Origin of the sequence: Microbacterium sp. GbtcB4 (assembly GCF_019091465.1) — a bacterium.
GTDB classification, from domain to species: domain Bacteria; phylum Actinomycetota; class Actinomycetes; order Actinomycetales; family Microbacteriaceae; genus Microbacterium; species Microbacterium paraoxydans.
Window position 1 is genome coordinate 187151 of the sequence record NZ_JAGXJJ010000003.1, and the last position, 21878, is coordinate 209028.

Genomic DNA, 21878 nt, shown 5'->3' on the forward strand with positions numbered 1-21878 from the left:
GGTCCTCCTGAGCCTTCGCACCTCGGGTGGCGCTGGCTCGTCGGCCTCTGCCCGAGGGCAGAGATGCACTGCTCGGGTTCGAGCGCATCCCTCTCGGGAAGACGACGAGCCGGAAGGCGGATCTTCGCGGTTCGCCCCCAGCGGGCTTCTTCGCTGAGGACCTGACCGAGGTTACCGGAAGATAACGATCATGTCACCCTGGGAAACTGACAATCCTCGGTGAGGGTTTTCAGGCCGGTTCGCCGACGAGGAAGATGTGCGAGGCCAGCTCCACCGGAAGCTCCAGGCCCTCCTCCTTGCCGTCCATCTGGATGAGCACGTAGCCCTCGTTGAAGCGGAAGTCTCCGCGCGCACCCGGGACGACGCCCGCGTCACGCAGCTGCTCCAGGAGCTCGGGGTCGACCTGGGCCGGCTCGGCGAGACGGCGGACGGTCCCCTCGACCGGCTCGCCCGCGGCATTCAGCCGCTGCACGAGGCCGATGACACCCTCGTCGAAGGTGCGGGCGGGAAGGTCGCCGAGCTGGTCGAGGCCCGGGATCGGGTTGCCGTACGGCGACTCGGTGGGGTGACCGAGCAGCTCGACGAGACGGCGCTCGACCTGCTCGCTCATGACGTGCTCCCAGCGACAGGCCTCCTCGTGGACGAACGCCCAGTCCAGCCCGATCACGTCGGACAACAGGCGCTCGGCGAGGCGGTGCTTGCGCATGACGTCGACGGCCTTGCGACGTCCGGCGTCGGTGAGCTCGAGCGTGCGGTCTTCGGACACCACGACGAGGCCGTCCCGTTCCATGCGTCCGACGGTCTGCGAGACGGTGGGACCGGAGTGGCCGAGGCGCTCCGAGATGCGCGCCCGCAGCGGCACGATGTTCTCCTCCTCGAGCTCGAGGATGGTGCGGAGATACATCTCCGTGGTGTCGATCAGATCCGTCATGTGGCCCTCCGAAAGTTCTTAGGCAAGCCTACATTCCTCCGGCGACATCGGACGGGGCGGAGGCGGGAGGGACGGCGGCGCGATCCCCCTAGAATCTAGCCATGGCGATCGAGATTCCCCGTGACCTCCTGCCCACCGACGGCCGCTTCGGCTGCGGACCCTCGAAGGTGCGCGGCGCGCAGCTCGAGGCGCTCGTCACGACGGGAGCCTCGATCCTGGGCACATCGCATCGCCAAGCGCCCGTGAAGAACCTCGTCGGCAGCGTCCGCGAGCAGCTGGCCGCTCTCTTCCGCCTCCCGGAGGGATACGAGATCATCCTCGGCAACGGCGGCTCGACGGCGTTCTGGGACGCCGCGGCCTTCGGTCTCATCGAGCGTCGCAGCCAGAACCTCGTGTTCGGCGAGTTCGGAGGCAAGTTCGCCAAGGCCGCCGCCGCTCCCTGGCTGGAGGCTCCCGACGTCCGCTCCGCCGAGCCCGGGTCGCGCAGCGCCGCCGAGCTCGTCGAGGGTGTGGACGTGTACGCCTGGCCGCACAACGAGACCTCCACCGGCGTGGCCGCGCCGATCCAGCGCGTCCACGCGGAAGGAGCGCTCACCGTGATCGACGCGACGAGCGCCGCGGGCGGCATCGACCTCGACATGGCGCAGGCCGACGTCTACTACTTCGCCCCGCAGAAGAACCTCGGCTCCGACGGCGGACTCTGGTTCGCCGCGGTCTCCCCCGCCGCGATCGACCGCATCGAGCGGATCGCCGCCTCGGGGCGGTACATCCCGGAGTTCCTGAGCCTGAAGCATGCGGTGGACAACTCGCGGCTCAACCAGACGCTCAACACACCCGCTCTGACGACGCTGCTGCTCCTGGACGACCAGTTGCGGTGGATCCTCGACAACGGCGGGCTCTCGTGGGCTGCGGCACGGACGGCGGAGTCGTCGTCGGTGCTCTACGACTGGGCGGAGGCGTCCGCCGTGGCGACGCCCTTCGTCAGCGACCCGGCGCACCGCTCGCCCGTGGTGGCGACCATCGACTTCGACGAGAGCGTCGACGCCGCGGCGATCGCGAAAACGCTGCGCGCCAACGGCATCGTCGACACCGAGCCGTACCGCAAGCTCGGCCGCAACCAGCTGCGGGTGGCGACCTTCGTCTCGATCGAGCCGGACGACGTGCGTCAGCTCATCCGGGCCATCGACTTCGTGCAGGAGAACATGGGCGGCTGACCGCCCGGCTCACTCCTCTTCGTCGCCGGCGTCCGCATCGCGGGCGTCGGCGTCGTCGTCTTCGGAGTCCTCTGCCTCGTCGTCTTCGTCGACGTCGTCGCCGGACGCGTCCTCCTCGTCGGAGTCGTCGAGTTCGTCGATGTCCACGCCGTCGAGATCGCCGGCGTGGAGGATGTCCGAGCCATCCTCATCGAGCTCGTCATCGTCGATGCCGTCGTCGAGGTCGCCGTCCTCGTCGTCCCCGTCAGCGTCCTCGTCCTCACCGCCGGCTGCCGCGGCCTCGGCCAGCTCGGCCTGGTGCGCACGGTACTCGGCGAGGCGCTCCGCCCACGGGACCCATTCCGGGGCCAGGAGCGCTCCGTCGCCGGGGAGCAGCTCGACCTCGAGGACGGTCGGCTCCTCGTCGTCGACCCGAGCGACCGTCACGGTCCAGTACCAGCCCGGGTAACCGGGAAGACGGTTCTCGAACCGCAGCGAGACGGATCCGTCGTCCTCCGGCGTGAAACCCGCAGCCGGCCCGATCGTGGCGGCGGGAGTGATCTCACGCAGTGCGGAGAGCGCGAGGTCATGCGCCTCGATGAGACGCGCGTCGGCGTCAGGCTTCGAGGTCATCGGCGACCTTGCGCAGGACGGCCGCGATCTTGCGACCATGGCTGGAGGAAGGGTAGCGGCCGCGGCGCAGATCGCCGCCGATGCCATCGAGGAGCTTCACGAGGTCCTCGATGATGATGGCCATGTCGTCGGCGGGCTTGCGCTTCGCCTTCGCCAGGCTGGGCGGCGCTTCGAGCACGCGCACCGACAGTGCCTGGAGGCCGCGCTTGCCGTCGGCCACGCCGAACTCCACGCGTGCACCGGCCTTCACGGCGGTGCCTGCCGGCATCGCGGAGGCGTGCAGGAAGACGTCCTGGCCGTCATCGCTGGCGATGAAGCCGAAACCCTTGTCTTCGTCGTAGAACCTGACCTTGCCGGTGGGCATGGGAGAACCTCGCTGGATCGAATGCTGACGGAGCGCGCTCGTGCGCGTGCCCCCAGCCTACCGGTCACGCGCGGAACGGAACCGCTCCCGCGCGTGCGAGTAGGCTGGGGCCGATGAGTACGCAGAGTCCCGGACCGGAGGTCCCCATCCGTCGGATCGACCGCATCCTGGCGTTCACCGCGCTCGGCATCGCGGCGGCCTCGGTGATCTGCTTCTTTGTCATCATCATCGGCACGGCGCTCGGCATGGACCGGGCCGCGTTCGGCGAAGGCCTCTGGCCGGTGATCGCGGCGATCCCGTACTGGGGCCTGCCTCTCGCCTTCATCATGATCATCGTGCTGCTGGTGATGAGCTTCGTGCGGAAGGGCCGCGCCGAGTCGCGTCGTTGAGGCCGCATCGATGAGCACGCACGCACGCCCGTTGGCCGACGACCTGGCTGCGGCGAGCGATGACGAGCTGACGGCGCTGCTGTCCGCGCGCGGCGTGCGTCCCGACGCCACCTGGCAGGATCTCTTCGACGCCGCGGAGGCCCTGCTGGAGCCCTCGTCGATCGGCCGCGTGCTCCCGACCCTCACCGCCGCGGAGGCCGCCGCGCTCGTCGATGCTGCGAAGGGAGGCGACGCCGGCGCCGGGCGTGAGCGCCTGACCGCACTCGCCCTGCTCCGCCCCGACGGCACGCCGCATCCGCCGGTCGCCGACGCCGTCGCCGGAAGACCACGACCTGCTCCGCTCGATGAGACGCCCGCACCGGCCGCGGAGGAATCCGCGGCCGCGCACGCCGCCGAGCGGGCGTTCACCACTGTCGGCGTACTCGCCGACATCCTCCTGCTCGCCAGAGAGCAGCCGTTCGCGCTTCTCATGGGCGGGGCGGTGAGCGCAGGTCAGAAGCGCCAGCTCGCCGAGGCGGGTCTCGCCGTCGAGAGCGTGGACCCGCTGGTGGCTCTCGCCGTGCGAGCCGGCCTGGCCACCCCGGTCGAGCGACTGCTGCGCACCACACCCGTAGCAGAGGAATGGCTCCGCTCCCCCGCTCCCGCCCGCTGGGGCCTCCTGGCCACGACCTTCCGCGACACCCTCCCTCGGGGGATCCGCACCGCGACGGGCGGCTGGCTGCCACCCGGCCAATGGCCTCTGGCCCACCCGTGGGACCCGGCCTGGCCGGAAGAGGCAGCGCGGCAGCTCGAGGCCGCTCGTCTGCTCGGCCTCATCGCCGAGGACGGCTCCGAGCCCCCGTGGTCTGCGCCGTTGCGAAGCGGTGCGGCTGCGGACCCTTCACCCTTGTCGATACTCCTGCCCGCGGAGGTCGATCGGATCTTCCTGCAGAACGACCTCACGGCGATCGCCCCCGGTCCGCTGCAACCCGCACTGGACGTGCGCCTACGCACCATGGCCCGCCGGGAGTCCGCCTCCCAGGCCTCGTCGTACCGGTTCACGGCGGAGTCCGTCGCGCACGCCTTCGCCGCGGGAGAGGACGAGGCGTCGATCCTGGAGTTCCTCGGGGGGATCTCGCTCACGGGCATCCCGCAGCCCCTGGGCTACCTCGTCGCGCAGACCGCGCAGCGTCACGGGCTCGTACGGGTCTCGGTGGACGACGAGACCGGACGCACACGGGTGGAGAGCGCTGATGCGCACCTCCTCGAGGCCATGGCGGTCGACCAGTCGCTGCGCCCTCTCGGGCTCGCCGTGCACGGGGGATCGCTGACGACCAAAGTCGGGCAGGACACCGTCTACTGGGCGCTGACCGACGCCCGGTATCCGGCGACGCTCGTCGATCGCGACGGGACCGTCGCGGTGCGCACACGCCATCCGGCCGCCGTGCCGGATCCCACCTCCGACGCCGACTACGGACCGCTGATCGCCCGATTGCGCGAAGGCCAGGGTCCTGATGCGGACGCCGCGTGGCTGGACAGGGAACTGGAGGCGGCCGTGCGCGCGAAGGCCGTGCTGCGGGTGACGGTCGGCATGCCGGACGGTTCCACCAGGGACCTCCTCCTCGAAGCCACCGGGATCGGCGGTGGGCGACTGCGGGGGAGGGACAGGGCAGCTGACGTCGAGCGCACCCTGCCCGTGTCGAGCATCCGTGCCGCCACCGTCGTCCCGTCTTAGGCCTCGGGCAGCCAGGGGCCGGTAGACTGGTCAGCTATGTCTGATGGCCCCCTGATCGTCCAGAGCGACCGCACCGTGCTCCTCGAGGTCGCCCACGCCGACGCCGAGAGCGCCCGCCACGAGCTCGCGATCTTCGCCGAGCTGGAGCGCGCGCCCGAGCACATCCACACGTACCGGATCACGCGGCTCGGTCTGTGGAACGCCCGCGCGGCCGGGCACACCGCTGAGGACATGCTGGAGACGCTCGACCGCTGGTCGCGCTTCCCCGTGCCGCCCTCCGTCGCGGTCGACCTGCGCGAGACGGTCAACCGGTACGGGCGCCTGGTCATCGAGCGCGACGACGAGGGCGTGCTCATCCTGCGTTCGACCGATCCCGCCGTGCTGGCTCAGGTCGCGAACAACAAGCGCATCCAGCCGCTGCTCATCGGGCACCCCACGCCGGAGACCTTCGTCGTCGACGCGTGGGCCCGCGGTCAGATCAAGCAGGAGCTCCTGAAGATCGGCTGGCCGGCCGAAGACCTGGCCGGCTACACCCCCGGCACGCCCCACGAGATCGAGCTGGCCGAGGACGGCTGGACCATCCGCCCGTACCAGCAGGACGCCGTCGACGCCTTCTCGAAGGACGGCTCGGGTGTGGTCGTGCTCCCCTGTGGCGCAGGCAAGACGATCGTGGGCGCCGGGGCCATGGCGGCGACCAAGACGACGACGCTCATCCTCGTGACGAACACGGTGTCCGCACGGCAGTGGCGGGACGAGCTGCTCAAGCGCACCAGCCTCACACCCGAGGAGATCGGCGAGTACTCCGGGCAGGCCAAGGAGGTCAAGCCCGTCACGATCGCGACGTACCAGATCCTCACGGCGAAGCGGAAGGGCGAGTACGCGCACCTCGCACTCCTCGACGCCCTGGACTGGGGCCTCATCGTGTACGACGAGGTGCACCTGCTGCCCGCCCCGGTGTTCAAGCTCACCGCCGACCTGCAGGCGCGGCGCCGGATCGGCCTCACCGCGACCCTGGTCCGCGAGGACGGCCGCGAGGGTGACGTGTTCAGTCTCATCGGCCCCAAGCGCTTCGACGCCCCCTGGAAGCAGATCGAGGCGCAGGGGTTCATCTCCCCCGCTGCCTGCTTCGAGGTGCGGGTCGACCTCCCCCCGGCGGACCGCCTGGAGTACGCGGCGGCGACAGACGATGAGCGCTACCGGCTCGCGGCCTCCGCCCCGGCGAAGATCGATGCGGTGCGCGAGTTGATCGCGGCCCACCAGGGCGAGCAGATCCTCGTCATCGGCCAGTATCTCGACCAGCTCGACGCGCTCTCGCAGGCGCTCGACGCCCCGCAGATCACCGGGTCCACCCCGGTCGAGGAGCGCGAGGAGCTGTACCGGGCATTCCGCGAGGGCGACATCTCGCTGCTCGTGGTCTCGAAGGTCGCGAACTTCTCCATCGACCTCCCCGAGGCATCGGTGGCCATCCAGGTGTCCGGCTCGTTCGGCTCGCGGCAGGAGGAGGCCCAGCGACTCGGGCGGCTGCTCCGCCCCAAGCAGTCCGGCCACACCGCGAGCTTCTACACGCTCGTGGCCCGCGACACGATCGACCAGGACTACGCGCAGAACCGGCAGCGGTTCCTCGCGGAGCAGGGGTACAGCTACACGATCATGGACGCCGAGGCGATCGCCGCCTGAACAGGGTCGCGGCGCTCAGCCGTGCATCCTCGGCGGCAGGAGGTGCGTCCCGCGGGCGACGGCTGACGCGGTCCGGGTGATCCCTCTCCGGCGCGCCCAGCGGTCTGCGACGACGGCGAAGACGAGCATCGCCGCGGCCGAGCCCAGGAGATCCACCGGCGTCCCCGAAGTGGCGTTCGCGTCGACCACGGCGACGGAGCCGAGCAGGAAGATCATCAGGTTGTTCACGATGTGCAGCGCGATCGCCGCCTCCAGCCCGCCCGTCCGCCACGTGAGCCAGGCGGCGACGACGGCGAAGAGGCCGACGCTCGCCGCACCCCAGATGTCGTAGCCGTGCCCCAGCACGAACAGCGGCACCGGCAGCAGGATCGCGAAGGCGGGGTGCCGGAACCAGGTCCCGACGAGCTGCATGAGATAGCCGCGGAAGACGTACTCCTCCGCGGCGGCCTGGAACGGGATCAGCACGAGCAGCAGCACCACCATGAGCAGGAGCCCCGGGTGCGAGAAGTCCGGCGTCACCGCATCGCCGAGGGCCGCCGACCAGCCGAGCACCACGGCGAAGTAGACGACGAACACCGCGAACGCCAGCCCGAGGGTCCGACCGAGCCAGTCCATCCGCAGCCGCCCGGCGACCGAGGACAGCAGGCCGACGCCTCGTCCCTGGACGACCCGCGAGGCCAGCAGCAGCGCCGGGATCATGAGGATGAGCGGCAGCACGAGCGCCACCAGGAGCCATGGACGATCGAGCTGGAAGTAGGCGGTGGTGCGGAAGAGCATCTGCAGCTCCGCTCCCCATTCCGGGACGAGGGCCGCCACGATCACGAGCGGCACGATCACCAGGACGAGGATCGCGAGGTAGAACGCGATGCCCAGGAGTCCGGTGAGCAGCGGCTTCCACCAGCGGGGACGCGGACGGAGGAGCGCCAGACGGTGGTACTCGACCCCGCGAGCGGACACCTCCGACGAGGGGGCGGACGGGGAGACGGGGGCGACGGTGGCGTCCTCGATCGAACTCATGCCTCGATCCTCCCCCGGACGGCTGTGCAGCACATCCACCGGCCGACGGATGGACCGCATCCACGCCGTTCCGCAGGATAATCAGCCCGCGCATGGCCGAAGTCACCATAATGGGGTCATGACTGCTGCGCGCATCCTGGTCGTCGACGACGAGCCCAACATCCGCGACCTGCTTTCCACGGGTCTCAGCTTCGCCGGGTTCCAGGTGAAGACGGTGGCCAACGGCGCCGCCACGATCTCCGCCGTCCTCGAGGAGGAGCCGGACCTCATCATCCTCGACGTCATGCTCCCCGACATGAACGGGTTCAGCGTGACCAAGCGCCTCCGCGGCGCCGGATTCACCGCCCCCATCCTCTTCCTCACGGCCAAGGACGGCACGGAGGACAAGATCGAGGGCCTGAACGCCGGCGGCGACGACTACGTCACCAAGCCGTTCAGCCTGGACGAGATCGTCGCCAGGGCCCAGGCCATCCTCCGCCGCACGATGCAGGCCGACGAGGAGTCGATCATCCGCGCCGGCGAGCTCTCCATGGACCAGGACACGCACGACGTGCACGTCGGCAAGGAGCCGATCGACCTGAGCCCGACCGAGTTCAAGCTCCTCCGCTACCTCATGCTGAACCCGAACCGGGTGCTGTCGAAGGCGCAGATCCTCGACCACGTCTGGGAGTACGACTTCAACGGCGACGCCGGCATCGTCGAGAGCTACATCTCGTACCTGCGTCGCAAGATCGATCCGCACACGGAGGAGTCGCTGATCCAGACGAAGCGCGGCTTCGGGTACATGCTCAAGGTGGGCAAGACGGTCTGAGACCGTCGAGCCCGCACCCGCCGTCCCCGGACGGCATCGCCGCCGCACGAGGGAGGACCGCATGGCGCACAAGCCGGATGCGGTCACCGCGTGGTGGCGGCGGATCAGCCTCCGCGCCAAGGTCACCGGCGTCACGGTCGCCGTGCTCGCCCTCGGTCTCCTCGTCGCGGGGATCGGCACGGTGCCGCTGCTGCGTAACGCCCTCGTGGAGAACATCAATGCACAGCTCCCTGCACTGGTGACCAGCGACCTCGTCGACCGCTATTTCGACACGACGACGATCGACGGCGTCACCACCTATACGCCGAGAGACGAGAAGCCCCGTGACTTCTCCTTCGCGATCTACGATGCGGAGGGCGCCCTCCGCGCGACCGCACCCAGTGCCTCCGGCCGGGCTCCGGTCTTCCCCGCGGAGTACTCCCTGTCCGACGCCCAGGCGAACGAGGACCAGGTGCTCGCCCTCGAGGACACGGACGGCCGGGTCTACCACGCCGCCGCGGCCGTCGTGCAGCAGGAGGGCGACCCGCTGAGCATCCAGATGGTGGCGCTCCCCCTCGCCGAAGCCGACCGCATCATCAGCCAGTACTTCGGGATCTACATCACCATCGCCCTCATCACGATCCTCGTCGCGGCGCTGCTCACCCGCGGCCTCGTGACGCTGACGTTCCGCCGGCTCGGGCAGGTCGAGCAGACCGCCATGTCGATCGCCGCCGGCGACTTCCGACAGCGGCTCACGGATCTGGAGCCGACCACCGAGGTCGGGCGCCTGAACGCGGCCATCAACACGATGCTCGACCGGGTGGATCGCTCCCTGGCTCAGCGCGATCGCACCGTGCAGCACATGCGACGCTTCATCGGCGACGCCAGCCACGAGCTGCGCACTCCGCTCGTCAGCGTCCGTGGGTACGCGGAGCTGTACCGCATGGGCGCGATCAAGGGCGAGGAGGACACCGCCCGGGCGATGGAGCGCATCGAGAAGGAGGCGATCCGCATGGGCGTCCTCGTGGAGGACCTGCTGGCGCTCGCTCGTCTGGATGAGGAGCGGGAGCCGCAGATCGTTCCTCTCGACCTCCGTCCCATCGCCCGCGACGCCGCCTTGGACGTGCGCGCCGCCGCCCCCGGCCGGGTGATCTCCGTGATCGACCGCACGGTCGAGAACGTGCCCACGGCCCCCATCCGCACGCCTGTGGTGCCCATCGCCCCGGAGCCCGCCCCCAAGACGCGCCCCCGGGCCACCCTGTCACGGCTGCGCCGTCGTCCGCGGACGCCGGCGCAGCCTCCGGCCATCGATTTCACCGAGGTGGCGGACATCCCGGTCCGGACGCCGCCGATCGTGCTCGGCGAGGAGAACAAGGTCCGACAGGTCGTCACGAACCTCCTGGGCAACGCCCGCCGCTTCTCCCCCGAGGACAGCCCGATCGAGATCGTCGTGGACTCCGACCGCACGGCGGGCACCGCGAGCGTCTCGATCGTCGACCATGGCGAGGGCGTGCCACCGCAGATCCGCGAGCAGATCTTCGAGCGGTTCTGGCGCGCCGACACGTCGCGGGCGCGCGAGACCGGCGGGTCCGGTCTGGGGCTCGCCATCGTCGCCTCGATCCTCAAGGCGCTCAATGGTGACATCGCGGTGTCGGAGAGCCCGGGAGGCGGCGCCACGTTCACCGTCACGCTCCCGCTCGCCCCCGCGCGCTCGACCCCGGAGCATCTCCTCGAGGACACGCAGCCGCTGGAGCGGCTCGACGACCTCCCGTAGGCACTCGCTCCTGCACCATCCACGGGCGAGGCGGGCTTCTCCCGGCTTCCGGAGCCGATGCGGGCTCGCCTCTTCGACGACGCTGCAGCCCCCGTACCGTCGGAGCTTCTTCGAAGGGAGTTCCCATGACCGTCTTCACCGTCGACACCGACGCCGTCCACGCGGCGGAAGCCGCGACCCGCGCCACCATCGAGCGCCTGCGCACCGAATCCGCCACCCTCATGTCTCAGCTCAGGCAGCTGCAGACCGCATGGGTCGGCACCGCCGCCACGGCGTTCCAAGGCTGCGCCGAAGAGTGGCAGGGCGCTCAGCAGCACGTCGAGCTCGTCCTGGACGGGATCGGGACATCGCTCGGCGCCGTGGCCACCCAGTACGCCGAAGCGGATCAGTACTCGGCGAGCCTCTTCCGCTGAGCGACGCAGAAAGCCCCCGGCCGGAGCCGGGGGCTTTCTGTGTGAGACGGGGTCTCTGAACCTCTCAGAGGATCAGAAGTCCATGCCGCCCGTGGGGTCACCCGCGGGAGCAGCAGCCTTCTCGGGCTTGTCGGCGACGACGGCCTCGGTCGTGAGGAACAGGCCGGCGATCGACGCGGCGTTCTGCAGCGCGGAACGCGTGACCTTCGCCGGGTCGATGATGCCCTGTGCGAACATGTCGCCGTACTCGCCGCTGGCGGCGTTCAGGCCCTGGCCCGCGGGGAGCTCGGAGACCTTGTTGGCGACGACACCCGGCTCGAGGCCGGCGTTCAGCGCGATCTGCTTCAGCGGAGCCTCGATCGCGACGCGCACGATGTTCGCACCGGTCGCCTCGTCGCCCTCGAGCGAGAGCGCGTCAAGCGCCTTCGTGCCGGACTGGATGAGCGCGACGCCACCACCGGGGACGATGCCCTCCTCGACGGCGGCCTTCGCGTTGCGGACGGCGTCCTCGATGCGGTGCTTGCGCTCCTTGAGCTCGACCTCGGTCGCAGCGCCCGCCTTGATGACGGCCACGCCACCGGCGAGCTTCGCCAGACGCTCCTGCAGCTTCTCGCGGTCGTAGTCGCTGTCGGTGTTCTCGATCTCGCGACGGATCTGCGTGACGCGACCCTCGATCTGGTCGGCCTCACCGGCACCCTCGACGATCGTGGTCTCGTCCTTGGTGACGATGACCTTGCGCGCACGACCCAGCAGGTCGAGCGTGGCGTTCTCGAGCTTCAGGCCCACCTCTTCGGTGATGACCTGGCCACCCGTGAGGATCGCGATGTCCTGCAGCTGCGCCTTGCGACGGTCGCCGAAGCCGGGAGCCTTGACGGCGACCGACTTGAAGATGCCCTTGAGCTTGTTCAGCACGAGGGTAGCGAGGGCCTCACCCTCGACGTCCTCGGCGATGATGACGAGTTCCTTGCCGTCCTGGATCACCTTGTCGACGATCGGCAGGAGGTCCTTGATGTTGGAGACCTTCTGGTTCGCGATGAGGATGTACGGGTCTTCGAAGACGGCTTCCTGGCGCTCCGGGTCCGTGACGAAGTACGGGTTCAGGTAGCCCTTGTCGAAGCGCATGCCCTCGGTGAGCTCGAGCTCGGTGCCGAAGGTCTGCGACTCCTCGACGGTGACGACACCCTCCTTGCCGACCTTGTCGATGGCCTCGGCGATGAGCTCGCCGATCGCGGGGTCGGCGGCGGAGATGGAGGCGGTCGCGGCGATCTGCTCCTTGGAGTCGATCTCCTTCGCCGTGCTCAGCAGCTCCTCGGTGATGGCGGCGACGGCCTTCTCGATGCCGCGCTTGAGGGAGATGGGGTCGGCACCGGCCGCGACGTTGCGCAGGCCTTCGCGGACCAGGGCCTGGGCGAGGACCGTGGCGGTCGTCGTGCCGTCACCGGCGACGTCGTCGGTCTTCTTGGCGACCTCCTTGACGAGCTCCGCGCCGATCTTCTCGTACGGGTCGTCCAGCTCGATCTCCTTGGCGATGGAGACACCGTCGTTCGTGATCGTGGGGGCGCCCCACTTCTTCTCGAGCACGACGTTGCGACCACGCGGGCCGAGGGTCACCTTGACCGCGTCGGCGAGGATGTTGAGGCCACGCTCGAGGCCGCGGCGGGCCTCCTCATCGAAGGCGATGATCTTTGCCATGAGTTTTGTCGTCCCTCCTGGACGTAGACGGTGGGTTTAGCACTCAGAGTGAGAGAGTGCTAACGCCATTCTGGCACTCGACACCATCGAGTGCAAGCCGCGTCGTCCGGGAGTCGGGCGACGGTCAGGGCGCGGGAGTCTCGGGCACCGATGCCGCCCGGTCGACGCCGATCACGATGGTGAGCTGCTTCTGCCCGTCCTCCGTCTGGCCGGCGTAGTAGTCGCTCTGCTGTACCTCGGCGCCGCCGATGACGCCGGCGAGGCCCTTCGCCGCCTCCTCGTCCTCGGCGCTGACGTAGTAGACGGTCGTGGTCTCGAAGTCGTCGCTGGCGCTGTCGCTGGCGAGCACGGTCGCCGCCGCCCACCCGGCGTTGATGAGGGTGTCGCGCATCTGTTCGTCCAGCCCGCTGTCGGGGGTCGCGTTGAGGATGAGCACCGAGTAGGTCGGGTCGATCACCCCGGTCTGCTCAGGCGTGGGAGCCGCGGACGACGTCGGCTCCGGAAAGAGGTCGATCCGTCCCATGACGACCAGAGCGCCGAAGATACCGGCGATGATGAGCACGAGAGCGGCGACGAACGACCACAGGAGCACGACCCAGCCGTTCATCCCCGGAGCTTCGGCGCGGTGTGCTCCCACACGTCCGGTGGAACGGGGAACCTCGTCGAAACGGTCACGGGGGGGCTTGGACACCCCTCGATGCTAGCGGCACGTCGCTGGCAAACCGTTCCACGACGAGCCCGACCCCGCAGGATCAGGTCATCCGGTGAACCCGGGGATCCGGGACGTGCGCCGGGCGCTTCTGGCGTCCCGCAGTCGACGCAGTCGGCGGACGAGGATCGGATCGAAGGCGAGGGCCGCCTCGGAGTCGATGAGACGGGCGAGCAGCTGATAGTAACGCGCCGCGCTCATGCCCAGTCGCGCACGGATCGCCTCCTCCTTCATACCGCCGTGGCGCGGCCAGGCGGCCTCCAGGGCGAGGATCGCGCGATCGCGTTCCGTGAGGTGGTCAGCGGGCATGCCCTCAGATTAGGTCGTGGTCGACGGATCGCCCGCGCGCCACTCCCACCGGGCGCCGAGCGGGTCGGCAGCGGCGCGCACCCGCCCGTCGAGCGCGACGACGAAGCCGGGCCAGGCCTCCGCGACGATGGGTGGGTCCCAGACCCCGAGGAGAGCAGGCGGGTCGATCGTGACCCAGCGCGCGGGCAGCGCCGCGATCGTCTCGATCAGCGCCTCCCGCTGCTCCCGGGGGATGTGTACGAGAACCCCGGGGGTCGTGATCACCAGCGTGGCATCCGCCGGAGCGGCTCCTGCCAGCTCCTCCAGATGGGCGGCTGCGTCTCCGGCGACGAGAAGCGGCGGCTCGGCGGCCGCGATGTCGAGGGCGGCGGTGATGCGCTGCTCCCTCCCCACCTCTCCCGGCCACACGAGGGCCCGCAGCCAGCGCCGATCCTCTTCGTCGGCCGCGTCCAGCGGGGCGAGGTCGATCCCGGCGCGCCACACCACCTCTGGCATGCGCAGCGGGGGGAGGTCGCCGGTGACGGTGCTCTCCAGTACCACGGTGGAGGGACCGTCGAGGGGGTCGAGCGCGCGACGAACGGACCCGCCGTCGTCGATGAAACGGTACGAGTAGCGATCGGGATAGAGGCAGAGGCCGGCGGAGGCGCCGACCTCCAGCAGCGCGATCGGGCCCTCGATCTCGGAGAGCACCGGAAGCAGTGCCGCGGTGCGGAGGGGCTCGTTGGTCTGCAGAGCCCGCCTGGTGCATTCCTCGACGAGTCGAGTGGCATTGGTCAGGACGAAACGACGCCACTCCCGGTACGGACCGTGACCGGCGCCGAGCAGGCGGGACACGGCGAACACGAGCGGAGGCTGGCGACGGGTCGCGGGGATCCGCAGCAGCACCTCGCTGATCTCGTCGTCGGCGGCGACCCCGGCCGCCCACTCCGCGTACAGCGCGCTGCGCCCAGGAGCCTCCGTCGCCGCGAATCGGGCATAGCGCTCCTGCACGGCGTCGGTCATGCGTCCATTCTGACGCGAAGCGCCATCGACGCCCCCGCACGAGGGAGAATGGAGGGGACTCAGGAGGACACGATGCCCTACAGCGTGAACAAGACCGAAGACGAATGGCGCGACGAGCTCGGCGAAGAGCAGTACGCCGTGCTGCGCCAGGCGGCGACCGAGCGGGCGTGGACCGGTGAGCTGCTCGATGAGGAGCGCGCCGGCCTCTACACCTGCGGCGCCTGCGGAGCCGAGCTGTTCAAGAGCGGCACGAAGTTCGATTCCGGCTGCGGCTGGCCGAGCTTCTACGAGTCGGTCCGGCCGGATGCGGTCGAGCTGCTCGAGGACGACAGTCTCGGCATGGTGCGCACGGAGGTCCGCTGCGCGACCTGCGGTTCGCACCTCGGCCACGTCTTCCCGGACGGCTTCGGCACCCCCACCGGTGACCGCTACTGCATGAACTCGATCGCGCTGAACTTCACGCCCGACGAGTCGTGAGCGCCCTCGACGCCGTCCGCGCACGGCAGTCCTGGTCGAAGGTCGGCGACACCGCTCCGGGGCGCGAGGAGCTGGTGACGCTCGTCGGCGCCGCCGGCCGCGTCGCCGACCATTCCTCGCTGCGTCCCTGGCGTCTGATCGAGCTCCGCGGCGCGGACCGCGAGGCGCTCGGTGCCGCGATCGCCGAGGCTCAGGGGGACGCGGAGCCGTCGACCAAGCCGCTGCGGGCTCCGCTCCTCATCGCGGTGGTCGCGAGCTACCGTCCGAGCGAGAAGGTCCCGCGCTGGGAGCAGGAGGCGGTGGCCTCCGGGGTCGCGCATGTGCTGAGCCTGCTGCTCGATGAGGCGGGGTGGGGCGTCATCTGGCGCACCGGACACTACACGCGCTCGGAGCCGGTCGCGCGCATGCACGGGCTGGGGCCGCACGAGGAGCTCCTCGGTTGGCTCTATGTCGGGGCGAAACCCGAGGGCAAGAGCCCGGGCCGCCGCAAGACCGTCGACGCCCGCGCGCTCCTGACCCGACCGCCGAAACTCTCTCCGGAGGCGCGGGCGGCTGCTGAGGCGGCCGCACAGGAGGCCGAGAAGCAGAAGGCCGAGAAGGCCGAGAAGAAGGCGCGCAAGAAGGCGAAGAAGAGGGAAAAGAAGAAAGCCAAGAAGGCCGCCAAGAAGAGCGGCTCCTAGAGCCGGCGGCGACGCCAGGGCACCGCGACGAGGACCGAGCCGACCGCGACGACCACCATCGCGACCACCTGCCACAGCGCCGGTCCCGCCTGCGCCGGCCAGAGCAGGTCGATCACGACCGACGTCACGAGCTGCCCGAGCACCGATCCCAGCCCCATGAGCAGCACGCCCGTGTGCGCGACGATGAACGCGCCGAGCAGGATGTAGCCCGCACCGAGGAAGCCGCCGAGGTAGAGCCAGGGCTCGGTCGGCAGCGCGGCCGGCCATCCCCGCACGGCGACGCTGGTGCCGGCGGCGACCGCGAGCACCAGCGTCCCGGCGATGAAGCTCATGAGTGTCGCGGCGATCGGCGACTGCACGCGCTGTGCCAGCCGCCCGTTGGTCGCCGCCTGCCAGGCGATACCGACGCCGGCGGCGAAGGGCAGCAGCAGCATCCACAGCGGGGCGGTCGCCAGCACGTCGCCCGAGAGGGAGATCCCCACCGCGGCGAGCGCGAGCACCCCGCCCATCACCCGACCGGGGGTCACGGCCACGACGCCGGCCGGCCCGAAGCCGATGCGGTCGAGGACGAGGCCGTGCAGCGTCTGCCCTGCCACGACACCCACCGTGAAGAGGGAGACGCCGAGGATGCCCGCCGTCAGCCCCTGGGTGGAGACGGTGAGAGCGCCGCAGGCGCCCCCGAGGAGCATCCAGAACGGGATGCTCCGATCGCGGATGCCGCGGCCCAGGCGCATGGCACCACGGCGCGCCGAAGGCAGGAAGGAGATGACCACGGCGAGGGCCACCAATCCCACCGCGAAGGACAGGAAGCCGGCGACGATGCCGTTGTCGACGCGCACGCCCAGGACCCCGTTGATGCGCGCCTGGATCGCGGTCATGACTCCGATCGCGACGGCTCCCCCGAGCGCCAGAGGGGCGGGGAGGCGGCGTGCGGGGGTCACCTCTCGACACTATCGGAGCCTCCGCGCGCACCTGTCCTCCACGGCACCGTCCTCCCGGAGGACGAGCGCACCGCACCAGGGAATCGTCCTGCAGGAGGACGCGCCGCGGCGCGGCGGTCCGTAGCGTGGGGACCATGATCACCGCAGAAGGCCTCACCAAGAGATTCGGGGACAAGACCGCCGTCGACGGCGTGTCCTTCACCGTGCAGCCCGGGACCGTCACCGGCTTCCTCGGACCGAACGGCGCAGGGAAGTCGACGACCATGCGCATGATCGTCGGGCTGGACCGTCCGTCGGCGGGCCGGGCGACCGTCGCCGGCCAGGAGTATCGCAAGCTCCGGGCACCCCTCACCGAGGTCGGCGTGCTCCTCGATGCCAAGGCCGTGCACACCGGTCGGACCGCGCGCGACCACCTCCGGGCCATGGCCGCCACGCACGGCATCCCGACGTCGCGCGTCGACGAGGTCATCGAGCTCGCCGGCATCGGCGCGGTCGCCCGCAAGCGCGCCGGGAAGTTCTCCCTCGGCATGGGGCAGCGCCTCGGGATCGCCTCCGCACTGCTCGGCGACCCGCACACCCTCATCCTCGACGAGCCGGTCAACGGCCTCGACCCGGAGGGCGTCCGCTGGGTGCGGCAGTTCGTCCGGCATGCCGCCTCCGAGGGCCGGACGGTCCTGCTGTCCAGTCACCTCATGAGCGAGATGGCGCAGACCGCGGACCACGTCATCGTGATGGGACGGGGCAAGGTCCTCGCCGACGCTCCGCTGGCCGAGCTGGTGCGCTCCTGGACGACCAACCGCGTGCGCGTGCGGACACCCCGCCCCACCGACCTCGTGGCCGCGGTGGGCGGTCCGGACGTGGAGATCGTCAGCGCCGCTCCCGATCTGCTCGACATCGCGGGGCTCCCGGCAGCGCGCATCGGCGACCTCGCCGCGGAGCGCGGGATCCCGCTGCACGAACTCACCCCGACCACCGGATCCCTCGAAGAGGCCTACCTCGCCCTCACCGGCGACGCCGTCGAGTACCGCACGAAGGAGCTCTCATGACCGCCGCCCCCGCCGTGACGACCCCGGCCGTCGCGCCCCCCGCCGTCGACTCGGGTCGCCGCCTCACCTTCGCACGAGCCGTGCGCGGCGAGGCGATCAAGCTCATCACCCTCCGGTCGACGTGGTGGTCCATCGCGATCGCCGCCGTGCTCACGATCGGCATCGCCGTCCTCATCGCCCAGGCGATCGATGCCCCCGGGTTCGACCCGATCCAGGCCGTCGTCATGCCGATCCAGTTCACGATGCTGCTCGCCGGCATCATCGGAGCGATCTCGGTGACCGGCGAGTACTCCACGGGCATGATCCGCTCGACGCTGACCGCCGACCCGATCCGCGGGTCCGTGCTGCTGGCGAAGTCGCTCGTGCTCGCGGGCTTCCTCTTCCTGTCGTCGCTGGTCATCTTCGGCGTCGCCGCGGTCGCCGTGTCCGCCGTGGTCGCGGGATGGGAGCAGGGCATCGACTGGTCGGACCCCGCGGCCTCCGTCCTGCCGATCGTGGTCGCCTCCCTCGCCATGGCCGTCTTCGCGCTGATCGGCGTGGCGTTCGGCTTCATCCTGCGCTCGGGTGCCGGAGCGATCGCGGCGACGGTCGGTCTGCTGTTCGTCCTGCCGATCGTCGCGAGCTTCTTCGCGATGGCGGGAGAGGCCTGGGCCTGGGTGATCGACGCCTCCGCCTACCTGCCGGTCGCCGCCGCGCAGAGCGCGATCCTGCGCGGTGACGCGGCGACACTGGATGCGCCAGTCGCCTTCCTCACCCTCGGCTGTTGGGTGGTCGGCGGTCTGCTGGCCGCGTGGGCCGTCCTCCGCACGCGCGACGCGTAGGAGACCGGGTGCCGGCGAAGCGACGCGGAACGGACACCGTCCGGGAGGACGAGGGGCTGCGGCTCCCTCGTCCTCCCGGCGTGTTCCGGCGTTTCTGGGCGCGCCATCCCGTCCTCGCCGACGTCCTGCTCACCCTGCTCTGCATCGTCCTCACGATCACACCCGCCGCGCGCATCGACGATGCCGACCGCGGCCCCGTCGGGCTCGTGCTCGCCGCCCTGCTGCCGCTCTGCGTGGTCGCCGCCTCCGCCACCCTGCTCTGGCGCCGACGGAAGCCGTGGCTCCCCGCGATCGCCGCGATCCTGCTCGAGGTCTTCCTGCTTTTCACCGCGCTGCCGGGAAGCAGCCCGCTGCTGCTTTTCGCCGGCTACTCCCTCGCCGTCTACCGCTCCACCCGTGCCGCGTGGACCGCTTTCGGCATCGGCGTCGCAGCCAGCGCCTCGGGAGCCGGGCTTCTCCTCTGGGCCGGCGTCTTCACACTCCAAGAGGCGGTCAACGCCCTGCTCGGCACGGTCGTGCTCGGCCTCATCGGCACTCTGATCGGCGCGAACGTCGGCAACCGGAAGCGCTACCTGGACGCCGTCATCGACCGCTCCCGGCAGCTCCTCGTGGAGCGCGACCAGCAGGCGCAGCTCGCCGCAGCGGCGGAGCGGGCGCGGATCGCACGCGAGATGCACGACATCGTGTCGCACTCCCTGACCGTGGTCGTGGCGCTGTCCGAGGGTGCGGCCGCCACCCCGGACCGCGAACAGGCGCGCGCGGCGGCCACCTCTGCGGCGGACACCGCCCGCAGCGCGCTCACGCAGATGCGGGCGATGCTCGGCGTGCTCCGGGACGACGACGCCCCGCTCCTCCTCGCGCCGGTCTCGCCCGCCTCTCCACAGGAGACCGTCGCGGCGGCGCAGCGGACCGGTTATCCGGTCACCCTCGCCACGACGGGGCAGGCGGATGTCTCGTCCGACGTCGCCCATGCGCTCGGACGGATCGTGCAGGAGGGGGTGACGAACGCGATGCGGCACGCGCCGACCGCGACGGCCGCGGCCGTGCGTCTGGAGTACGCGCCCGCTACCGTGGTCGTCGAGATCGTCAACGACGGCGTCGCGGGCTCTCCGGGCGAGGGAGGCTTCGGTCTCCGAGGTCTCCAGGAACGCGCTGCCCACGTGCACGGCACACTGGAGTCACGGCCGGACGGTGCGGGCCGATGGATCCTTCGCGCCGTGCTGCCGACAGAGGAGGAGAACAGATGACATCACCCATCCGTGTGCTCCTGGTCGACGACCAGGAGCTGATCCGCCTGGGGTTCCGCATGGTCCTGGAGGCGGAGCCCGACATCGTCGTGATCGGCGAAGCCGCCGACGGGAAGGCGGCGATCGCGCAGAGCGCCGCGCTCGCCCCGGACCTCGTGCTGATGGACATCCGCATGCCCGAGCTCGACGGGATCGCGGCGACGACGGCCATCGTCGGCGCCCACCCCGAGACGAAGGTGCTCGTCCTCACCACCTTCGACCTCGACGAGTACGCCTTCGGCGCGATCCGGGCCGGCGCCAGCGGGTTCCTCCTGAAAGACGCCCAGCGCCACGAGATGCTCTCCGCCGTCCGTGCCGTGCACCGCGGGGACGCCGCTTTGGCGCCGAGGATCACGCGCATGCTGATCGAGCACGTCGGCCCGCAGCTCGGCACTTCCCCCGTCGACGAGATCGAGGATGCCGGGTACCGCTCCCTGACCGAGCGCGAGCGCGAGGTGTTCCTCGCGATCGGCCAGGGGCTCACCAACGCCGAGATCGCGACGACCCTCTACGTCGGCGAGTCCACCGTCAAGACGCATGTCGGGCGGATCCTGGCGAAGCTCGGGGCGCGGGATCGGATCCATGCTGTGATCCTCGCCCACCGGCTCGGCCTCGTCGGGCGGTGAGAGCGGGTCAGTCCTGTGGCGGCGTCCAGGCCGACACGCGGTTCAGGCGCTCGACCTCCTCTGTCGACAGCTCCAGCCGCGCTCCGGCGAGCAGATCCGGAACCTGATCCACCGTCCGGGCACTCGCGATGGGCGCCACCACCGTCGGCTGCGCCCGCAGCCAGGCCAGGGCCGTCGCGGCGACGGATGCGTCGTGCGCGGCGCCGATCTCATCCAGCGCGTCGATGATCCGAAGTCCAGCCGCGGTGGCGTACTTCGCGGCGCCGGCGGCCCGCGGAGACCCCTCTCCCCCGGCATCCGTCGAACGGTACTTGCCGGTGAGGAAGCCGCTCGCCAGCGCGTAGTACGGCACGAGGCTCAGCCCGAACTCCTCAGCGACGGGGATGATGGTGTCCTCGACGTCGTTGCGGTGCACGAGGTTGTAGTGCGGCTGGACGGCGACCGGTCGCGCGACGCCGAGGCGGTCCGCGATGTCGATCCACTGCCGGATGCGGTCGGCCGTGTAGTTCGACACCGCCACGTGCCGCACGAGCCCGTCCGTGACGAGGGCGCCGAACGCCTCGACGGTCTCCTCCAGCGGCACCGACTCGTCGTCGAAGTGCGCGTAGTAGAGGTCGATCTCGTCCACTCCGAGGCGAGCGAGCGACGCTTCGGCCGCCCGACGGACGTTGCCGGCCGACAGACCGCGGAAGGCCGGGTGCTGGCTGACCTTGGTCGCGACGACGACCCCCTGGGGCCGCCGCGACGCGAGCCATGCACCGATGATCGTCTCGCTCTCGCCGCCCTCGTTGCCGGCAACCCATGCGCTGTAGGAGTCCGCCGTGTCGATGAAGTCGCCACCCCCGTCGACGAAGGCGTCGAGGACGGCGAAGGAGGCGTCACGGTCGGCGGTCCAGCCGAACACGTTGCCGCCGAGGGCGAGGGGGAAGACGTCGAGGTCACTGGAGCCGATGCGGGTCATGTCCGAGACAACCGCTGTGAGCGGCACGAACATTCCCGTGGCGGGGCGGAAAGATGCGCAGGTGGCCGGGGCGGGGTGCCGACCACCTGCACCCCAGTAACATAACACCCTCCGACGTGCTACGCGATATGCGGGCGCCCTGACATCACGGCGCACCTGTCAGAAGACCAGAGCTCAGCCACCAGGCGGCGCTCACCGTCCAGAACACGGCGAGCACGATCGCCCACATCCTCCGTCGCTGCAGTGCGAGCCGCTGCGGGATCAGCGACGGGCCGGGCTCGTCCGCGGGCTCGCTCATGCGCAGAGCCTAGCGCTGGCGCCGTGGGTGCCGGTGGAAGTGTGCAGCACTCCTCGCCGAGATGCGCGAAAGGCCCGCATTCCCCGTGTCTCCCGGGGGATGCGGGCCTTCCCGTATGAGCCGACTACGGGACTC

At 70.4% G+C, this 21878-nt stretch carries 23 protein-coding genes and 1 pseudogene; 13 read left to right on the plus strand and 11 right to left on the minus strand.

Annotated features, from left to right (window positions below; genetic code table 11):
* Positions 1-229: 229 nt before the first annotated feature.
* A complete protein-coding gene (locus KVS71_RS06815; RefSeq protein WP_025105536.1) occupies positions 230-931 on the minus strand; it encodes a metal-dependent transcriptional regulator in 702 nt (233 codons plus the stop codon).
* A gap of 101 nt (positions 932-1032) precedes the next feature.
* On the opposite strand from KVS71_RS06815, the gene serC reads away from it, so the two are divergent.
* Positions 1033-2145, plus strand: coding sequence for a phosphoserine transaminase (gene serC / locus KVS71_RS06820; RefSeq protein ID WP_217584191.1), 1113 nt, complete (start codon positions 1033-1035; stop codon positions 2143-2145).
* Positions 2146-2154: 9 nt separating this feature from the next.
* Here serC and KVS71_RS06825 read toward each other — a convergent pair whose 3' ends face one another.
* Positions 2155-2757, minus strand: coding sequence for a DUF3027 domain-containing protein (locus tag KVS71_RS06825; protein WP_060921797.1), 603 nt, complete (start codon positions 2755-2757; stop codon positions 2155-2157).
* The gene (locus KVS71_RS06830) at positions 2741-3121 is read right to left on the minus strand and encodes a cold-shock protein (protein WP_025105533.1); all 381 of its coding nucleotides are present in this window, start codon (positions 3119-3121) and stop codon (positions 2741-2743) included. The genes KVS71_RS06825 and KVS71_RS06830 overlap by 17 nt, the downstream gene beginning before the upstream one ends.
* A 113-nt stretch (positions 3122-3234) precedes the next feature.
* Between KVS71_RS06830 and KVS71_RS06835 the strand changes: the two genes are divergently transcribed.
* Genes KVS71_RS06835 through KVS71_RS06845 form a run of 3 tightly spaced genes read left to right on the plus strand, consistent with a single transcriptional unit; the run spans position 3235 to position 6901 of the window.
* Positions 3235-3510 carry a hypothetical protein gene (locus KVS71_RS06835; RefSeq protein WP_060921798.1) on the plus strand — a complete coding sequence of 92 codons (276 nt, stop codon included), beginning with the start codon at positions 3235-3237 and terminating at the stop codon, positions 3508-3510.
* Positions 3511-3520: 10 nt separating this feature from the next.
* A complete protein-coding gene (locus KVS71_RS06840) occupies positions 3521-5224 on the plus strand; it encodes a helicase-associated domain-containing protein (RefSeq protein WP_217584192.1) in 1704 nt (567 codons plus the stop codon).
* 36 nt (positions 5225-5260) lie between these two features.
* A complete protein-coding gene (locus KVS71_RS06845; protein WP_083370903.1) occupies positions 5261-6901 on the plus strand; it encodes a DNA repair helicase XPB in 1641 nt (546 codons plus the stop codon).
* A 15-nt stretch (positions 6902-6916) separates the two neighbouring features.
* On the opposite strand, the gene KVS71_RS06850 is transcribed toward KVS71_RS06845, so the two are convergent.
* A complete protein-coding gene (locus tag KVS71_RS06850; RefSeq protein WP_217584193.1) occupies positions 6917-7918 on the minus strand; it encodes a type II CAAX endopeptidase family protein in 1002 nt (333 codons plus the stop codon).
* Positions 7919-8036: 118 nt separating this feature from the next.
* On the opposite strand from KVS71_RS06850, the gene KVS71_RS06855 reads away from it, so the two are divergent.
* The 3 genes from KVS71_RS06855 (at position 8037) to KVS71_RS06865 (ending at position 10895) form a co-directional block, all read left to right on the plus strand.
* A complete protein-coding gene (locus KVS71_RS06855; protein ID WP_025105529.1) occupies positions 8037-8729 on the plus strand; it encodes a response regulator transcription factor in 693 nt (230 codons plus the stop codon).
* Positions 8730-8790: 61 nt separating this feature from the next.
* On the plus strand, positions 8791-10482 hold the full coding sequence (locus tag KVS71_RS06860; RefSeq protein WP_217584194.1) for a HAMP domain-containing sensor histidine kinase: 1692 nt from the start codon (positions 8791-8793) through the stop codon (positions 10480-10482).
* Positions 10483-10607: 125 nt separating this feature from the next.
* A complete protein-coding gene (locus KVS71_RS06865; RefSeq protein WP_060921915.1) occupies positions 10608-10895 on the plus strand; it encodes a WXG100 family type VII secretion target in 288 nt (95 codons plus the stop codon).
* A 72-nt stretch (positions 10896-10967) separates the two neighbouring features.
* Here KVS71_RS06865 and groL read toward each other — a convergent pair whose 3' ends face one another.
* The 4 genes from groL to KVS71_RS06885 form a co-directional block, all read right to left on the minus strand.
* Positions 10968-12587, minus strand: a complete 1620-nt coding sequence (groL, locus tag KVS71_RS06870; RefSeq protein WP_025105526.1) for a chaperonin GroEL — start codon at positions 12585-12587, stop codon at positions 10968-10970.
* A 124-nt stretch (positions 12588-12711) separates the two neighbouring features.
* Positions 12712-13278, minus strand: a complete 567-nt coding sequence (locus KVS71_RS06875; RefSeq protein WP_231919648.1) for a LytR C-terminal domain-containing protein — start codon at positions 13276-13278, stop codon at positions 12712-12714.
* Positions 13279-13344: 66 nt separating this feature from the next.
* Positions 13345-13605, minus strand: a complete 261-nt coding sequence (locus KVS71_RS06880; protein WP_217584195.1) for a DUF3263 domain-containing protein — start codon at positions 13603-13605, stop codon at positions 13345-13347.
* A gap of 9 nt (positions 13606-13614) precedes the next feature.
* Positions 13615-14607, minus strand: coding sequence for a DUF2332 domain-containing protein (locus KVS71_RS06885; protein ID WP_144882426.1), 993 nt, complete (start codon positions 14605-14607; stop codon positions 13615-13617).
* A 72-nt stretch (positions 14608-14679) separates the two neighbouring features.
* Between KVS71_RS06885 and msrB the strand changes: the two genes are divergently transcribed.
* The gene (gene msrB, locus KVS71_RS06890; protein ID WP_025105523.1) at positions 14680-15084 is read left to right on the plus strand and encodes a peptide-methionine (R)-S-oxide reductase MsrB; all 405 of its coding nucleotides are present in this window, start codon (positions 14680-14682) and stop codon (positions 15082-15084) included.
* A pseudogene (locus tag KVS71_RS06895) lies at positions 15081-15611 on the plus strand (nitroreductase family protein); the annotation flags it as partial. The gene msrB and the pseudogene KVS71_RS06895, both read left to right, overlap by 4 nt.
* Positions 15612-15760: 149 nt before the next feature.
* Here the strand turns inward: KVS71_RS06895 and KVS71_RS06900 are convergent.
* Positions 15761-16675 (minus strand): DMT family transporter, encoded by a 915-nt coding sequence (locus tag KVS71_RS06900; RefSeq protein WP_060921936.1) that lies wholly within the window; start codon positions 16673-16675, stop codon positions 15761-15763.
* Positions 16676-16839: 164 nt separating this feature from the next.
* Between KVS71_RS06900 and KVS71_RS06905 the strand changes: the two genes are divergently transcribed.
* Genes KVS71_RS06905 through KVS71_RS06920 form a run of 4 tightly spaced genes read left to right on the plus strand, consistent with a single transcriptional unit; the run spans position 16840 to position 20484 of the window.
* Positions 16840-17751: an ABC transporter ATP-binding protein gene (locus KVS71_RS06905; protein ID WP_025105520.1), complete on the plus strand. Its 912-nt coding sequence runs from the start codon at positions 16840-16842 to the stop codon at positions 17749-17751.
* Positions 17748-18572 carry an ABC transporter permease gene (locus tag KVS71_RS06910; RefSeq protein WP_217584196.1) on the plus strand — a complete coding sequence of 275 codons (825 nt, stop codon included), beginning with the start codon at positions 17748-17750 and terminating at the stop codon, positions 18570-18572. Before KVS71_RS06905 ends, KVS71_RS06910 begins: the two co-directional genes overlap by 4 nt.
* 8 nt (positions 18573-18580) lie before the next feature.
* The gene (locus KVS71_RS06915; RefSeq protein WP_231919649.1) at positions 18581-19819 is read left to right on the plus strand and encodes a sensor histidine kinase; all 1239 of its coding nucleotides are present in this window, start codon (positions 18581-18583) and stop codon (positions 19817-19819) included.
* Entirely contained in the window at positions 19816-20484 is a 669-nt protein-coding gene (locus KVS71_RS06920) for a response regulator transcription factor (RefSeq protein WP_217584197.1), read from the plus strand. The genes KVS71_RS06915 and KVS71_RS06920 overlap by 4 nt, the downstream gene beginning before the upstream one ends.
* A 7-nt stretch (positions 20485-20491) precedes the next feature.
* Here KVS71_RS06920 and KVS71_RS06925 read toward each other — a convergent pair whose 3' ends face one another.
* Positions 20492-21445: an aldo/keto reductase gene (locus tag KVS71_RS06925; protein ID WP_217584198.1), complete on the minus strand. Its 954-nt coding sequence runs from the start codon at positions 21443-21445 to the stop codon at positions 20492-20494.
* A gap of 145 nt (positions 21446-21590) precedes the next feature.
* Positions 21591-21743 (minus strand): hypothetical protein, encoded by a 153-nt coding sequence (locus KVS71_RS06930; protein ID WP_217584199.1) that lies wholly within the window; start codon positions 21741-21743, stop codon positions 21591-21593.
* Between the last annotated feature and the right edge of the window lie 135 nt (positions 21744-21878).

Coding starts and splice junctions, on each gene's coding strand:
- KVS71_RS06910 (WP_217584196.1), top strand. CDS start 17,748: ATGACCGCCGCCCCCGCCGTGACGACCCCGGCCGTCGCGCCCCCCGCC.
- KVS71_RS06825 (WP_060921797.1), bottom strand. CDS start 2,757: ATGACCTCGAAGCCTGACGCCGACGCGCGTCTCATCGAGGCGCATGAC.
- KVS71_RS06835 (WP_060921798.1), top strand. CDS start 3,235: ATGAGTACGCAGAGTCCCGGACCGGAGGTCCCCATCCGTCGGATCGAC.
- KVS71_RS06840 (WP_217584192.1), top strand. CDS start 3,521: ATGAGCACGCACGCACGCCCGTTGGCCGACGACCTGGCTGCGGCGAGC.
- KVS71_RS06855 (WP_025105529.1), top strand. CDS start 8,037: ATGACTGCTGCGCGCATCCTGGTCGTCGACGACGAGCCCAACATCCGC.
- KVS71_RS06905 (WP_025105520.1), top strand. CDS start 16,840: ATGATCACCGCAGAAGGCCTCACCAAGAGATTCGGGGACAAGACCGCC.
- msrB (WP_025105523.1), top strand. CDS start 14,680: ATGCCCTACAGCGTGAACAAGACCGAAGACGAATGGCGCGACGAGCTC.
- KVS71_RS06845 (WP_083370903.1), top strand. CDS start 5,261: ATGTCTGATGGCCCCCTGATCGTCCAGAGCGACCGCACCGTGCTCCTC.
- KVS71_RS06885 (WP_144882426.1), bottom strand. CDS start 14,607: ATGACCGACGCCGTGCAGGAGCGCTATGCCCGATTCGCGGCGACGGAG.
- KVS71_RS06865 (WP_060921915.1), top strand. CDS start 10,608: ATGACCGTCTTCACCGTCGACACCGACGCCGTCCACGCGGCGGAAGCC.
- KVS71_RS06860 (WP_217584194.1), top strand. CDS start 8,791: ATGGCGCACAAGCCGGATGCGGTCACCGCGTGGTGGCGGCGGATCAGC.
- KVS71_RS06830 (WP_025105533.1), bottom strand. CDS start 3,121: ATGCCCACCGGCAAGGTCAGGTTCTACGACGAAGACAAGGGTTTCGGC.
- groL (WP_025105526.1), bottom strand. CDS start 12,587: ATGGCAAAGATCATCGCCTTCGATGAGGAGGCCCGCCGCGGCCTCGAG.
- KVS71_RS06880 (WP_217584195.1), bottom strand. CDS start 13,605: ATGCCCGCTGACCACCTCACGGAACGCGATCGCGCGATCCTCGCCCTG.
- KVS71_RS06920 (WP_217584197.1), top strand. CDS start 19,816: ATGACATCACCCATCCGTGTGCTCCTGGTCGACGACCAGGAGCTGATC.
- KVS71_RS06930 (WP_217584199.1), bottom strand. CDS start 21,743: ATGAGCGAGCCCGCGGACGAGCCCGGCCCGTCGCTGATCCCGCAGCGG.
- KVS71_RS06850 (WP_217584193.1), bottom strand. CDS start 7,918: ATGAGTTCGATCGAGGACGCCACCGTCGCCCCCGTCTCCCCGTCCGCC.
- KVS71_RS06925 (WP_217584198.1), bottom strand. CDS start 21,445: ATGACCCGCATCGGCTCCAGTGACCTCGACGTCTTCCCCCTCGCCCTC.
- serC (WP_217584191.1), top strand. CDS start 1,033: ATGGCGATCGAGATTCCCCGTGACCTCCTGCCCACCGACGGCCGCTTC.
- KVS71_RS06815 (WP_025105536.1), bottom strand. CDS start 931: ATGACGGATCTGATCGACACCACGGAGATGTATCTCCGCACCATCCTC.